General features: G+C 71.2%; 10 protein-coding genes. 8 read left to right on the plus strand and 2 right to left on the minus strand.

The genetic code is table 11. From position 1 onward, the window contains the following. Positions 1-50 precede the first annotated feature (50 nt). Entirely contained in the window at positions 51-833 is a 783-nt protein-coding gene (gene dapF, locus EIW28_RS06910) for a diaminopimelate epimerase (protein ID WP_125247543.1), read from the plus strand. 177 nt (positions 834-1,010) lie between these two features. Here the strand turns inward: dapF and EIW28_RS06915 are convergent, their stop codons facing one another. Next, complete coding sequence (locus EIW28_RS06915) at positions 1,011-2,399, minus strand: NAD-dependent malic enzyme (protein ID WP_125246989.1); 1,389 nt, start codon at positions 2,397-2,399, stop codon at positions 1,011-1,013. Between the two features lie 253 nt (positions 2,400-2,652). On the opposite strand from EIW28_RS06915, the gene hflX reads away from it, so the two are divergent. Then, entirely contained in the window at positions 2,653-4,077 is a 1,425-nt protein-coding gene (gene hflX, locus EIW28_RS06920) for a GTPase HflX (RefSeq protein WP_125246990.1), read from the plus strand. A 71-nt stretch (positions 4,078-4,148) separates the two neighbouring features. Beyond that, positions 4,149-5,927 (plus strand): hypothetical protein, encoded by a 1,779-nt coding sequence (locus EIW28_RS06925; RefSeq protein ID WP_125246991.1) that lies wholly within the window; start codon positions 4,149-4,151, stop codon positions 5,925-5,927. A 52-nt stretch (positions 5,928-5,979) separates the two neighbouring features. On the opposite strand, the gene lexA is transcribed toward EIW28_RS06925, so the two are convergent. Beyond that, positions 5,980-6,636: a transcriptional repressor LexA gene (gene lexA / locus EIW28_RS06930; protein WP_197717131.1), complete on the minus strand. Its 657-nt coding sequence runs from the start codon at positions 6,634-6,636 to the stop codon at positions 5,980-5,982. 395 nt (positions 6,637-7,031) lie between these two features. Here lexA and nrdR point away from each other — a divergent pair, with 395 nt between their 5' ends. The 5 genes from nrdR to EIW28_RS06955 all read left to right on the plus strand — a co-directional run bounded on the left by nrdR (position 7,032) and on the right by EIW28_RS06955 (position 14,079). Then, positions 7,032-7,496, plus strand: a complete 465-nt coding sequence (nrdR, locus tag EIW28_RS06935; RefSeq protein ID WP_125246992.1) for a transcriptional regulator NrdR — start codon at positions 7,032-7,034, stop codon at positions 7,494-7,496. 65 nt (positions 7,497-7,561) lie between these two features. Continuing rightward, a complete protein-coding gene (locus tag EIW28_RS06940; protein WP_125246993.1) occupies positions 7,562-10,417 on the plus strand; it encodes a vitamin B12-dependent ribonucleotide reductase in 2,856 nt (951 codons plus the stop codon). 165 nt (positions 10,418-10,582) lie between these two features. After that, positions 10,583-12,553 carry a serine/threonine-protein kinase gene (locus EIW28_RS24470; RefSeq protein WP_187350580.1) on the plus strand — a complete coding sequence of 657 codons (1,971 nt, stop codon included), beginning with the start codon at positions 10,583-10,585 and terminating at the stop codon, positions 12,551-12,553. A 33-nt stretch (positions 12,554-12,586) separates the two neighbouring features. Continuing rightward, entirely contained in the window at positions 12,587-13,168 is a 582-nt protein-coding gene (locus EIW28_RS06950) for a TetR/AcrR family transcriptional regulator (protein WP_125246994.1), read from the plus strand. Between the two features lie 23 nt (positions 13,169-13,191). Further along, entirely contained in the window at positions 13,192-14,079 is an 888-nt protein-coding gene (locus EIW28_RS06955) for an alpha/beta fold hydrolase (protein WP_125246995.1), read from the plus strand. Positions 14,080-14,090 lie beyond the last annotated feature (11 nt).

Raw genomic sequence — 14,090 nt, forward strand, 5'->3', positions numbered from 1 at the left:
GGCACAAGGCTAGCGCGGGGGCCGTGGGGCACAATTGCCTAGTGACCACCATCGAGTTCGCCAAAGGGCACGGCACGGGAAACGACTTCGTCATCGTCCCCGACCTCGACGACGCCCTCCCGCTGAAGGACGCCCAGGTCGCCCTGCTGTGCGACCGCCGCTTCGGCATCGGCGGCGACGGCCTGCTGCGCGTGGCCCCCGCGGAGGACCCCGGCGCCGAGTGGTTCATGGACTACCGCAACGCCGACGGCTCGATCGCCGAGATGTGCGGCAACGGCGTGCGCGTCTTCGCCCGCTACCTGCTCGAGCACGGCCTCGCCGAAGGCCCGGAGGTCCCGGTCGCGACCCGCGCCGGGATCAAGACGGTGACCGTGGACGGCGATGAGCTGCGCGTCGACATGGGCGCGGCGGTCTTCGGCACGGTCTCGCAGGCGTCCGTGGAGGGCTTCACCTGGCCCGGCCAGGTCGTCTCGATGGGCAACCCGCACCTGGTGTGCCACCTCGGCGACGATGCCGAGCTGGAGGCCCTGGAGCTGTTCCACCAGCCCCGCTACGACGCCGCGCTGTTCCCCGACGGCGTCAACGTGGAGTTCGTGGTCGGCGCGGCCCCGCACGTGCGCATGCGCGTCCACGAGCGCGGCGTGGGCGAGACCGCCTCCTGCGGCACCGGCGCGTGCGCCGTCGGCGCGGTCGCCCTGCGCCACGCCGGCCTCGACACGGGGGTGTGCAGAGTGGACGTCCCCGGCGGGACCCTCACGATCGAGGTCACCGACGAGACGCTCTACATGACCGGCCCGGCCGTGATCGTCGCCGAGGGCTCGTTCCGCCTCTGACGCGCGCCGCCCGCAGGGCGGGTGGGTGGGCTCCCCGTATAGCCGTCCCCAACCCCCACCCTCCCAGGGGAAGAGGATAGGGCCGACTCTGCCGCACGGGTGCGACAGGAATCGGCCCGAGAACTCGCCGTGTCACCCGAAGGGGGCAACCAGGCCCCCGGCCGAGGCCGCCGGGACCTACCGCATGACGCGCTTGACCGCCGCCGCGACCGCCGGGGCCACGTTCGGGTCGAACACGCTCGGCACGATGTAGGTCGCGTTCACCTTGTCCTCGCCGACGCAGTCCGCGATCGCGGTCGCCGCCGCCAGGGCCGCGTCGTCGTTCCAGCCGCGCGCCTGCGCGTCCAAGAGGCCCCGGAACACGCCCGGGAACGCGAGCACGTTGTTGATCTGGTTCGGCTGGTCCGAGCGCCCGGTCGCCACGATCGCCGCGTACCGCGCGGCCTCGGTGGGGGAGATCTCCGGGTCCGGGTTCGCGAGCGCGAACACGATCGGGTCCTTCGCCATCTTCGCCACGTCGGAGCCCTTGAGGATGTTCGGGGCGCTCACGCCGATGAACACGTCCGAGCCCTCGACCGCGCCCGAGAGGTCCCCGGAGTAGTCGTCCTTGTTGAAGTGCTCGCCGAGCCACTTCCAGGTCTCGTTGTCGGTCTCCATGCCCGAGTGCAGCGCGCCGTCGCGGTCGACCGGGACGATGTCGCCGATGCCGGCCTTCTCCAGCAGCCGCATGATCGCGGTCCCGGCCGCGCCGCAGCCGACGACCGTGGCCCGCACGTCCTTGAAGTCCTTGCCGACGACGCGCAGCGCGTTGGTGAGCGCGGCGAGCACCACGATCGCGGTGCCGTGCTGGTCGTCGTGGAAGACCGGGATGTCGAGCCGCTCGCGCAGCCGCGCCTCGATCTCGAAGCAGCGGGGCGCGGCGATGTCCTCCAGGTTGATGCCGCCGTACGTCGGGGCGAGCGCGGCCACGATGTTCACGATCTCGTCGGTGTCCTGCGTGTCCAGGCACACCGGCCACGCGTCGACGTCGCCGAACTTCTTGAACAGGGCCGCCTTGCCCTCCATCACGGGCATCGCCGCCGCGGGCCCGATGTTGCCCAGGCCGAGGACGGCCGAGCCGTCGGTGACGACGGCGACGGTGTTGCGCTTGATGGTGAGGCGGCGGGCGTCGTCGGGGTTCTCGGCGATCGCCATGCACACGCGGGCCACGCCGGGGGTGTACGCCATCGACAGGTCGTCGCGGTTGCGCAGCGGCACCTTCGGGGAGACCTCGATCTTGCCGCCGAGGTGCATGAGGAAGGTCCGGTCGGAGACCTTCTTCACGTCGAAGTCCGGCATCGCCTCCAGGATGTGGGTGACCTGCTCGGCGTGGGCGGCGTCGGAGGTGTCGCACGTGAGGTCGACGGTCATGCGCCTGTTGTCGGAGCCGACGACGTCCAGGGCGGTGACGATGGCCCCCGCCTGCCCGACGACGGTGGCGAGTCGACCCGCCGCGCCGGGGTCGGCCGAGAGGGCCAGCCGGACCGTGATCGAGAAACCGGCACTGGGAAGACGCGCAGCAGTCATGCCACTCCTAATCGGTCACCACGTCGTGGACTCAAGGGCGTACCTCTGCATCATGCCACCGCGCGCACCGGGCCCGCCCGCGCCTGTGCGCGGCGTGACGCCTCCGACCAGCGCGGACGTCCCCGCTGGTCCGGATCGCCGGCGACCGGGGGGCGGTCGACAAGAACAGATCTCGGGCGGCCGCCCGCCGGTCGGAGGAACGCCACGCCATATTCACTCGATCTTGTGTCCAGGGCGTGTCAAGCTTGTGGTGATGCACGAACAGTACGAGAACACCCGCGAAGACCTCACTTCCGACGCCCCCTCGACGGGCGAACTGGACCTGGAGGCCCGCCAGGCGCTGCGGCGCGTCTCCGGTCTCGCCTTGACCGAGCTCGAGGACGTCACCGACGCCGAGTACCGGCGGCTGCGCCTCGAGCGCGTCGTCCTGGTCGGCGTCTGGACCGAGGGCACGATCGAGGACGCCGAGAACTCCCTCGACGAGCTCGCGCAGCTGGCCGAGACGGCCGGCTCCGAGGTCGTCGACGGCCTGATCCAGCGCCGCTCCAAGCCCGACGCCGGCACCTTCATCGGCTCCGGCAAGGTCAAGGAGCTCAAGGACGCCATCGAGGCGCTCGGCGCCGACACCGTGATCGCCGACGGCGAGCTCACGCCCGGCCAGCTGATCGCCCTCGAGAAGGCCGTCAACGTCAAGGTCATCGACCGCACCGCCCTGATCCTCGACATCTTCGCGCAGCACGCGAAGAGCGCCGAGGGCAAGGCGCAGGTCGAGCTCGCGCAGCTCCAGTACCTGCTGCCGCGCCTGCGCGGCTGGGGTGAGGCCATGAGCCGCCAGGCCGGCGGCCGGGCCGGCTCGAACGGCGGCGTGGGCCTGCGCGGCCCCGGTGAGACCAAGCTCGAGACCGACCGGCGGCGCATCCGCGCGAAGGTCGCGAAGCTGCGCCGCGAGCTCGCGAAGCTCACGGTCACCCGCGAGACCAAGCGCGACTCGCGCACCCGCAACCGCGTCCCCGGCGTCGCGATCGCCGGCTACACCAACGCCGGCAAGTCGAGCCTGCTCAACGCCCTCACCGGCGCGGGCATCCTCGTCCAGGACGCCCTGTTCGCCACCCTCGACACCTCCACGCGGCGCTCGCGCACCTCGGAGGGCCGCGAGTACACCGTGACCGACACGGTCGGCTTCGTGCGGCACCTGCCGCACCAGCTGGTCGAGGCGTTCCGGTCCACGCTCGAGGAGGTCGCCGAGTCCGACCTCATCGTCCACGTCATCGACGGCTCGCACCCCGACCCGCTCGGCCAGGCCGAGGCGGTCCGCGAGGTGCTCGCCGAGGTCGGCGCGGAGGAGATCCCCGAGCTGGTCGTGGTGAACAAGCTCGACCTGGTCGACCCGGACACGCTGCTCCAGCTCCGCTCCGACTGGCCCGACGCCGTGTTCGTCTCCGCGCACACCGGCGAGGGCATCGACAAGCTCCGCGACGCGATCGAGGGCGCCCTCCCGCAGCCGGACACCACGCTGACGGTCTGCATCCCGTACGTCCGCGGCGACCTGGTCTCGCGCCTGCGCTCGCGCGGCGAGGTCCTCACGACCGAGCACCGCGGCGACGGCACGGTCATCACCGCCCGGGTGGACGACGCCCTGGCCGGAGAATTGCGAGCGTTCGTCCTCGAAAAGGACTGAATCGCAGTGGTCCTGAACATGTCTCATGGGGGTCCCCGCGCTGACATGGCGTGTTCTGGAACACTTGCGTGATGCGAGAGCGCCGTGTGGGCCGTCGGCCCCTGCCTGCGCGGCTCGTCGCCGGGACGGCCGGAGTGCTCGTCCTGGCCACGGCCGCGTCCCCCGTGTACGCGCAGGACGAGGAGTCCGGCGGCGGGGAGGTGCTGTGCAACCTGCACGACCCCCGCAACCAGTACCCGGCGGGCATCGTCGCCGCTGACGGCGGCGACGGCTGGTACATCGTCTCCGCGGCCGACGGCCAGGACCAGACGCTGTCGATCGAGCGGGTCGGCGAGGACTGCAATCCCCGCGGCGACGACGAGGTGTTCATCGACCACCAGCCGCGCGACCCCCAGGCGCTGGCCCTCGACCACGAGGGCGGCAGCTACCTGTGGGTCGGCGACACCGGTGACGCGACGAACCGCGACTGGCTGACGCTCAACCAGATCGACCTGGACGACTTCTCGAACAACGCGGTCTGGCGCTACGTCTTCCCGGCCGAGGCGCACGAGGTCGAGGCCTTCCTCCTCCTGCCCGGCAAGAAGCCGCTGTTCGTCTCCGCCGACGAGGGCGAGGCGGTGCTGTTCTCCCCGCCCGGCGACAACCAGGAGGAGGACACCCCGCTCGAGCAGGTCGGCACGGTCGCCCTCCCCGAGGGCGGCTCGGTCTCCGGCGCCGCGCTCAACGCGGACGGCTCCAAGGTCGCGCTGCGCACCGAGAACGCGGTCTACGAGTGGACCGTCGAGGGCGGCGACGTCGTCGCGGCCCTGGGCGGCGCGCCGGTCACGACGCCGGTCGCCGACGCGGGCACCGCCGAGGGCCTCGCCTACGACGCCGACGGCAACTTCATCACCCTCGCCTCGGACGACAACGACGGCTCGTTCGGCACCGTCACCCGGTACGCCCCCGCCGCTCCCGCGGCCGAGGAGGACGCCGGCGGCGGTGAGGAGGAGGCGGCGCCCGAGCCGGAGGACGACGCCTCGTTCGTGGACTGGGTGCTCGGCCTCGGCTTCGGCACGATCGTGAAGATCCTCGCGGCCATCGCGATCCTCGGCATGGCCGTCATGGTGTTCGGCATCATCATCATCCGCAAGTACCGCAAGGAGAACGCGGAGCACGACGACGAGGACGGCGGCGACAGGCCGCGGCGCGGCCGCCGCGAGGCCGGTCACGCCCGCGAGGAGTCCGACTTCGGCCGCCGCGACTTCCTCGCCGACGACGACCCGGTCGACCTCGGCCTCGACGCCGGCCACCCCGACCCCGACCTGGGCCAGGTCGCGCGCGGCAACGTCTGCGGCGCCGGCGGCCCGGCCCGCCCCGAGCCCTCGGGGAACGTCTACGGCGGCCCGGCCCGGCAGGAGCCGGGCGGCAACGTGTACGGCGCGAGCCCGGCCCGCCCTGAGCCCACGGGGAACGTCTACGGCGCCTCCCCGGCCCGGCCCGAGCCGTCCGGGAACGTCTACGGCGGCGGCCCGCGCCGCGAGCAGCCACCGGCCGGCGGCGTCTACGGCGGCCGCGAGGAGCCCCAGTACGGGGCGTTCGAAGGCGGCGGCCACGGCAGCGTCTACGACAACGCCGGCCCCGGCCAGTCCTTCGGCGCCGGCCGGCCCGAGCCCTCCGGCAACGTCTACGGCGCAAGCCCGGCCCGCCCGGAGCCCTCCGGGAACGTCTACGGCGCCGGGGGAGGAGCCCCGCGCCCGCAGCAGCAGGGCTCGGTGTACGGGGCCGGAAACGCCGAACGGACCCCTGACGCCGATGACGGCTACTGGGGCCCGCCTGAAGGCGGCACGACGTACGGCCGGAACCGCTAGGCGCGCAATTCGATTCGCGTTCGGACCGCGCCCGTCGGCGCGGCTCGGGGGTCTAGATCTTGCGGAGCACCGCGACCACGCGGCCGAGGATCTCCGCCTCGCTCGCGTCGATCGGGTCGTACAGGGCGTTCGCCGGGAGCAGCCACGGCTTGCCGTTCTTGCGCTTCCAGGTCTTCACGGTGGCCTCGCCGTCGATCATCGCGGCCACGATCTCGCCGTTGAGCGCGTCGGGCTGCTGGCGCACCACGACCCAGTCGCCGTCGGTGATGGCGGCCTCGGTCATCGAGTCGCCCTTGACGCGCAGGAGGAAGTGCACGCCCTCGCCCACGAACTCGGCCGGCAGGGGCATGACGTCGTAGTCGCGCTCCTCGGCCAGGATCGGCTGCCCCGCGGCGATCTCGCCGACCATCGGGACGTAGCGGGGGCGCGGGTGCTGGGAGCAGGTCTGGACGCCGCCCGGCGTGGACTGGCGGACCCCGACCGCGCGCGGCCGCCCGGCCAGGCGGTTGAGGTAGCCCTTCCGCTCGAGCTGCTTCATCTGGTACGCGACGGAGGAGGCGGAGGCGAGGCCGACCTCGGCCCCGATCTCGCGGACGCTCGGAGGGTAGCCCTTGTTGTTGATGAACTCCTCGATGTACTCGAGGACTTGCTGCTGCCGACGCGTCAGTTTGCGCGTTTTCGGCCGGGATGTCGTGGTCTCGCTAGCCACAGGAGGCTCCTGTAAGACAAATGGGACGGTATGTCTGATTCCGACAATGTAACTCACGTGCTGGTTCTAGTCAAACATTCGTGCGACATCGGCGTGTCGCCGCGCTGGTAGGAATGTGTTTCGATCGGTAATCACCCGAACGGGTGAACGATAATGCGACGCGGCCTGGTTGACCGAGGCTCCGCCCTCGCATCGCCCCCGTGATCATGACCGGCGGTTCCGCGCTATTCTTGACACTAGATCTTGTGGTTTGCTGTATCGTCTCTCACTAGGTGTTGGGGTTGGCTGCGATGCCGGATCGGCACGAGGCAGACTGGCCCCGGCGCGAGGACGCAGCGGGGCGCCGAGGACGTCGGAGGTCCGCGAGACGATGGTCGTAGAAGGAGACTAGCGACATGCGATGCCCTTACTGTCGTCATCCCGACAGCCGGGTCGTGGACTCCCGCGAGGCCGAGGACGGCAAGATCATCCGCCGCCGCCGGGTGTGCCAGGAGTGCGAGAAGCGCTTCACGACCGTCGAGGAGTCCATCCTCGCCGTCGTCAAGCGCAGCGGCGTCACGGAGCCGTTCAGCCGCTCCAAGGTCGCCAGCGGCGTCCTCAAGGCCTGCCAGGGCCGTCCCGTGGACGCCGACGACGTCGCGCTGCTGGCCCAGGCCGTCGAGGACGAGATCCGCTCCCGCGGGGCCGCCGAAGTCCCCAGCAACGAGGTCGGACTGGCCATCCTGAAGCCGCTGCGGCAGCTCGACGAAGTCGCCTACCTGCGCTTCGCCAGCGTCTACCAGAGCTTCGAGTCCCTGGAGGACTTCGAGGCCGCGATCGTCCAGCTCCGCGAGGAGCACGCCGCCCGCAACGGCGGCTGAGACCACCACCCCCGCAACAACCGATTCCCGAACACCGAGGCATGAGCAGACAGGGGCGAGGAGACATGCCGAAGACCACCAAGGCCGCCGAAGGCGCCGCGACGACGACCAGGACCGCCAAGAAGACCGCGAGCGCGCCCGCGAAGGGGCTCACGGTCGAGCGGGTCTTCACGACCCCCGGGGTCCACCCGTACGACGAGGTCGAGTGGGAGTCCCGCGACGTCGTCATGACCAACTGGCGCGACGGCTCGATCAACTTCGAGCAGCGCGGCGTCGAGTTCCCGGCCTTCTGGAGCCAGAACGCGACCCAGATCGTCACCTCCAAGTACTTCCGCGGCGCCCTGGGCACCCCGCAGCGCGAGACCGGCCTCAAGCAGGTCATCGACCGCGTCGTGCAGGCGTACCACAACGCCGGCGAGAAGTACGGCTACTTCGCGACCGCCGAGGACGCGCAGATCTTCGCCGACGAGCTCACCTGGCTCCTGCTGCACCAGTACTTCAGCTTCAACTCCCCGGTCTGGTTCAACGTCGGCACCGCCGCGCCCCAGCAGGTCTCCGCGTGCTTCATCCTCAGCGTGGACGACACCATGGAGTCGATCCTCGACTGGTACAAGGAAGAGGGCATGATCTTCAAGGGCGGCTCCGGCGCCGGGGTCAACCTCTCCAAGATCCGCGCCTCCGCCGAGCTGCTCTCCTCCGGCGGCAACGCCTCCGGCCCGATCAGCTTCATGCGCGGCGCCGACGCCTCGGCCGGCACCATCAAGTCCGGCGGCGCGACCCGCCGGGCCGCGAAGATGGTCGTCCTCGACGTCGACCACCCCGACATCGAGGCGTTCATCGACACCAAGGCCCGCGAGGAGGACAAGATCCGGGCCCTGCGCGACGCCGGCTTCGACGTCGACCTCGGCGGCGAGGACATGTTCTCGGTCCAGTACCAGAACGCCAACAACTCGGTCCGCGTCTCCGACGTGTTCATGAAGGCCGTCGAGGAGGGCGGCGACTACGCCCTCACCGCCCGCCAGACCGGCGAGGAGATCGCCCGCCGCGACGCCCGCGAGGTCTTCCGCCGCATGGCCCAGGCCGCGTGGGAGTGCGCCGACCCGGGCATCCAGTACGACGACATCATCAACGACTGGCACACCAACCCGAACACGGACCGCATCTACGCGTCCAACCCGTGCTCGGAGTACATGAGCCTCGACGACTCCTCGTGCAACCTCGCCAGCCTCAACCTGATGAAGTTCCTCGGCGAGGACGGTTCGTTCGACGTCGAGCGGTTCACCAAGACCGTCGAGTTCGTCATCACCGCCATGGAGATCTCGATCTCCTTCGCGGACTTCCCGACCGAGAAGATCGGCGAGACCACCCGCGCCTACCGCCAGCTCGGCATCGGCTACTCGAACCTCGGCGCGCTGCTCATGACCTCGGGCTACGCGTACGACTCCGACGAGGGCCGGGCCCTGGCCGCCGCCATCACCGCGCTCATGACCGGCGTCTCCTACCGCCGCTCCGCCGAGCTCGCCGGGGCCGTCGGCCCCTACGCCGGCTACGAGCGGAACGCCGAGCCGCACCAGCGCGTCATGGCCAAGCACGCCGCGGCCGCCGACGCGGTCGCGACCTTCGGCGACGTCGACGCCACTGTCCTGGAGGCGGCGAAGGCCGAGTGGGCCAAGGGCAACGAGATCGGCGCCGTCAACGGCTGGCGCAACGCCCAGGCGTCGGTGCTCGCCCCGACCGGCACCATCTCGTTCATGATGGACGCCGACACCACCGGCATCGAGCCGGACCTGGCGCTCGTCAAGCACAAGAAGCTCGTCGGCGGCGGCTCCATGGAGATCGTCAACCAGTCCGTGCCGCGGGCCCTGACCCGCCTGGGCTACGACGAGGACGACCGCAAGGCCATCATCGACTACATCGCCGACCACGGCCACGTCGTCGGCGCCCCGGCCCTGCGCGAGGAGCACTACCCGGTGTTCGACTGCGCCATGGGCGAGCGGGCGATCGCCCCGATGGGCCACGTGCTCATGATGGCCGCGGTGCAGCCCTTCCTGTCCGGCGCGATCTCCAAGACCGTGAACCTGCCCGAGTCCGCGACCGTCGAGGACATCGAGGAGGTCTACTTCCAGGGCTGGAAGCTCGGCCTCAAGGCCCTCGCGATCTACCGCGACAACTGCAAGGTCGGCCAGCCGCTCTCCGCGAAGAAGAAGGAAGTGGAGCAGGCGGTCGAGGAGGCCGTGGAGAAGGCGATCGAGACGGTGGCCGCGCACGGCCCCGTCCGCCGCAAGCTCCCCAAGAAGCGCCCGAGCCAGACGATCTCGTTCTCGGTCGGCGGCGCGGAGGGCTACATGACCTCCTCGTCGTACCCGGACGACGGCCTCGGCGAGGTCTTCCTCAAGATGTCCAAGCAGGGCTCGACCCTCGCGGGCGTCATGGACGCCCTGTCGGTGTCGATCTCGATCGCGCTCCAGTACGGGGTGCCGCTGGAGAAGTACGTCGAGAAGTTCACGAACATGCGCTTCGAGCCGGCCGGCATGACCGACGACCCGGACATCCGCATGGCCTCCTCGGTGGTCGACTACATCTTCCGCCGCCTGGCCCTGGACTACCTGCCGTACGAGGAGCGCGCCGCGATCGGCATCCTCACCACCGCCGAGCGCACGGCCGAGCTCAACGGCGAAGACCCCGCCAAGGTCTCGCAGCCCGAGGTCGACCTCGACGCGCTCCGCGCCTCCGCGCCCATCGAGGAGGCCGTGGCCGACCGCGTCGCGATCGAGTCGAAGCGGTCCCGCCTGGACGTCCTCACCTCGGCCCAGGCCCGCAGCGCCGACGCGCCCCTGTGCATGAACTGCGGCACCAAGATGCGCCCGGCCGGCTCCTGCTACGCCTGCGAGGGCTGCGGCGCCACCAGCGGTTGCAGCTAAGTAACGACAGCAGTCCGAGGGGCCGTTCCGCACCGCCGGAACGGCCCCTTTCGCGTGCTCTGATCCGCTTGTGTCCCAAAGGAGACGACAGACGCGTCCAGTGCGAACTGGCACAACGGCAATAGAATGGGGTCACCGCCCGCCCCTCGCTCCCCGGAGGCATCAATGCAGTCCCTGGCTCCCGGCGATCCCGAACGGATCGGTCCCTACCGGACCATCGCCGAACTCGGCCGCGGCGCCATGGGCCGAGTCTTCCTCGCCAGCGCCCCGGACGGGCGGCCCGTGGCCGTCAAGCTCATCGCGGCCGCGCTCAGCCAGGACGAGGAGTTCCGGGCCCGCTTCCGCCGCGAGGTCGCCGCGTCCAAGCAGGTCGCCGGCGCCTACACGGCCGCCGTCATCGACGCCGGGCCCGACGACGCCGTCCCGTGGCTCGCCTCCGAGTTCCTGGTGGGCCCCAACCTGAAGGACGTCGTGGAGTCCTCCGGGCCGCTCCCCGAGGCCACGGTGCTGCGCCTCGCGGCCGGCCTCGCCTCGGCGCTCGCCGCGATCCACGGCGCGGGCATGGTCCACCGGGACCTCAAGCCCGCCAACGTGATCCTCGCCGCCGACGGCCCCCGCGTGATCGACTTCGGCATCGCCCGCGCCGCCGACGGCATCACCGACACGAACCTGACCAAGACCGGCGGCGTCATCGGCACGCCCGGGTTCATGTCGCCCGAGCAGGCCGAGTCCGGCACCGTCTCGGCCGCCAGCGACGTGTTCTCGCTCGGCTCGGTCCTCGTGCTCGCCGCCACCGGCCGCAGCCCCTTCGCGGCCGCCTCCACCCTCGAGACGCTGAACAACGTGGTCCGCTCCCAGCCGGACCTGTCGGGGCTCACGCCGCGCCTGCGCTCGATCGTCGAGCGCTGCCTCGTCCGCCTGCCCGGGGCCCGGCCCACCCCGGCCGAGCTCATGTCGCTCATCGGCCCCGTGGCGCCCTCCACGCGCCCCTGGCCCGACGCCGTGAACGCCCTCGCCGAGCGCCAGCGCTGGCAGCTGTCGAGCCTCCTGGGGGACGCCGGGGTGTCCTCGACCCTCGTCGACGACGCCGCCGCCGCGCCCCCGGCGACGCCGAACGCGCCCTCGTCCGTGTTCGACCAGCCGGCGCCCGCCGCGCCCGCCTCCGCGTTCCCGACCTCGGCCGTGCCCGCCTCGGCCCCGCCGCTGCACCCGGTGACCTCGCCGCCGTACCAGCCGCAGACGCCCTACCAGCAGCCGACCGCGCCGCCGCCGTCCCCGGGCGGCTACGCGCCCGGCCAGGTCTCGCCCGGCCCGCCCTCCCCGGGGCCGGCGCCCGGCCAGTACCCGTCCATGCAGTACACGCAGCCGCAGCAGGCCCCGCAGTATCCGGGCCAGCCGGTGTACGGGCCGCCGCCGATCCCGCCGCAGCAGGGCTCGAACGCCACGGCCATCGGCATCACCGTGATCGCCTCGATCCTCGCGATCGCCATCATCGGCGGCCTGGTGTGGTTCCTCAACAGCGGCGGCGACCCCGACGACGACCCGACCGAGGCCGTCTCCCAGAGTGGCGAGGACCCGGTCAGCCAGTCCGACGACCCGGAGACCACCGAGCCGGCCGAGGAGACCACCGCGCCCGAGGAGACGGGCTGGACCGAGGTGTACTCCGGCGAGACCGTCACGCTCACGACCACCTTCGACTCGGCCACGACCTGCCAGTACGCGATGGTCGACTTCGACGACATCGAGACGCAGAGCGGGATCTACGTCGAGTACCTCACCAGCGACTCGCCGGCCTCGTACACGGACCTGATCCTGAACCCGTGCGACATCGACTACGACACCAACACGGGCCTGTCGAACGTCCTGTACACGCCGAGCGGCGCGTACGGCACCTTCTACGACGCGGGCGTCACGCCCGAGGAGTGCTGGGCCGAGATCGACGGCTCCGACCCGGCCCTGGACTGGACGATCGACCCGTGGGACCCGGGCGCGGCCCCGCTGACGCAGGGCATGACGCTGTGCCTGTACACCGGGAGCCTCCAGCTCGCCCTCGCGGAGGTCACGTCCGTCACGACCGAGACGGCCTCGAACTGGCTCATCATCGAGTTCACGACCACGCTGTACGCCAGCGCCTAGATTTTTCGAGCACGACCGTGCTATTTTGACGGGGTGCGGAAGGGCGAACTCACCAGGCAGGCCATCCTCGACGTGGCCGTGCGCATGGCCCGGTACTCGGGCCTGTCCGGGCTGACCATCGGGTCGCTCGCGGCCGCCGCCGACATGTCCAAGTCCGGGGTGTACGCCCACTTCAAGTCCAAGGAAGCCCTCCAGCTCGCGTGCATGGAACGCAACACCGAGCAGTTCACCGAGGAGGTCTTCCGGCCCGCGCTGGCCAAGCCGCGCGGCACCACCCGGCTCCAGGCCCTGGTCGAGAACTGGATGGCCTGGTACTCCCGGCCCGGTGGCTGCCTGTTCCTGGCGGCCGCGGCCGAGTTCGACGACCTGCCCGGACCCCTGCACGACCGCATGGAGTCCGAGCAGCGCCTGCTCCTCGACTCCCTCGCGCGCATCGCCTCCACGGCGGTCGCCGAGGGCGAGCTCGCCGAAGACACCGACGTCTTCCAGGTCGCGCAGGAGGTCTTCGGCGTCCTGCTGTCCTACAACTGGATGAGCCGCATCCTGTCCTATCCCGACGCCGCCGACCGCGCTTGGGCGGCGTTCAACCGGCTGATCGACAGCCACCGTCCCTGACCCAGACCAGGAAGGCCACGCTCATGGCGACCACCGCCCCCGCCTCGACTCAAAAAAGCACGACCGTTCGTGCTCCCTGGTACATCAGGTCGGCGTTCTCCGCCGCCGAGCACCTCGCGCCCGGACCGGCCGCGAAGTTCCTGTGCGAGATGTGGTTCCGGCTCCCCGCCGGCCCCGAGAAGCGCCTGCGGGGCGCGGCCCCCGCGGGCGCGTCGGTCTTCGAACTCGACTGCCTCGGCACCACCGTGTGGGGCTACGACTGGGGCGAGGGCCCCCTCGTCTACCTCGTCCACGGCTGGGGCGGCTCCACCGGCGACTTCAGGTTCATCGCCGCCGGCCTCGTCGCCTCCGGCTTCCGCGTCGTCGCCTTCGACGCCCCCAGCCACGGCAACTCCGGTCCCGGCCCGTGGGGCGACCGGCACGCCAACGGCGTCCACCTCGTCGAGGCCATGGGCGTCGTCCTCGCCAAGTTCGGCGACCCGCACGCCGTCGTCGGCCACTCCATGGGCTGCCTGAGCGCCGTCCACGGCCTGCTCATGAACGGCGTGGACCTCACGGGCGTGCGCCTGGCGATGCTCGCCCCGTTCATCGGCGGCAAGGAGGGCTTCCGCGACACCATCGGCGCGATCGTCCCGGTCGGCCCGCGCATCATGGACCGCCTGGCGCCCCTCGGCGAGGCCAAGGCCGGCGTCAAGCTCGACGACTTCTCGCTGCGCGGCCTCGACGTGCCCTCCCCGGCGCTCATCGTCCACGACCGCCGCGACCGCCCCAACCCGTTCCGGCACGGCGAGTCCCTCGCCGCCGCCTGGCCCGGCGCCGAGCTCATGGCGACCGAGGGCCTGGGCCACCGCAAGATCCTGGTGAGCCCGGCCGTCAACAGCCGCGTGATCCGGTTCGTCAAGGGCGCGTAGGGGACGCGAAA

Source organism: Glycomyces terrestris, assembly GCF_003933745.1.
GTDB lineage: Bacteria > Actinomycetota > Actinomycetes > Mycobacteriales > Micromonosporaceae > Glycomyces > Glycomyces terrestris.

Bases quoted from the DNA above. Each gene is read 5' to 3' on its own strand.
- EIW28_RS06915 (WP_125246989.1), bottom strand. From the start codon at position 2,399: ATGACTGCTGCGCGTCTTCCCAGTGCCGGTTTCTCGATCACGGTCCGG.
- hflX (WP_125246990.1), top strand. From the start codon at position 2,653: ATGCACGAACAGTACGAGAACACCCGCGAAGACCTCACTTCCGACGCC.
- EIW28_RS06925 (WP_125246991.1), top strand. From the start codon at position 4,149: ATGCGAGAGCGCCGTGTGGGCCGTCGGCCCCTGCCTGCGCGGCTCGTC.
- nrdR (WP_125246992.1), top strand. From the start codon at position 7,032: ATGCGATGCCCTTACTGTCGTCATCCCGACAGCCGGGTCGTGGACTCC.
- EIW28_RS06940 (WP_125246993.1), top strand. From the start codon at position 7,562: ATGCCGAAGACCACCAAGGCCGCCGAAGGCGCCGCGACGACGACCAGG.
- EIW28_RS24470 (WP_187350580.1), top strand. From the start codon at position 10,583: ATGCAGTCCCTGGCTCCCGGCGATCCCGAACGGATCGGTCCCTACCGG.
- EIW28_RS06955 (WP_125246995.1), top strand. From the start codon at position 13,192: ATGGCGACCACCGCCCCCGCCTCGACTCAAAAAAGCACGACCGTTCGT.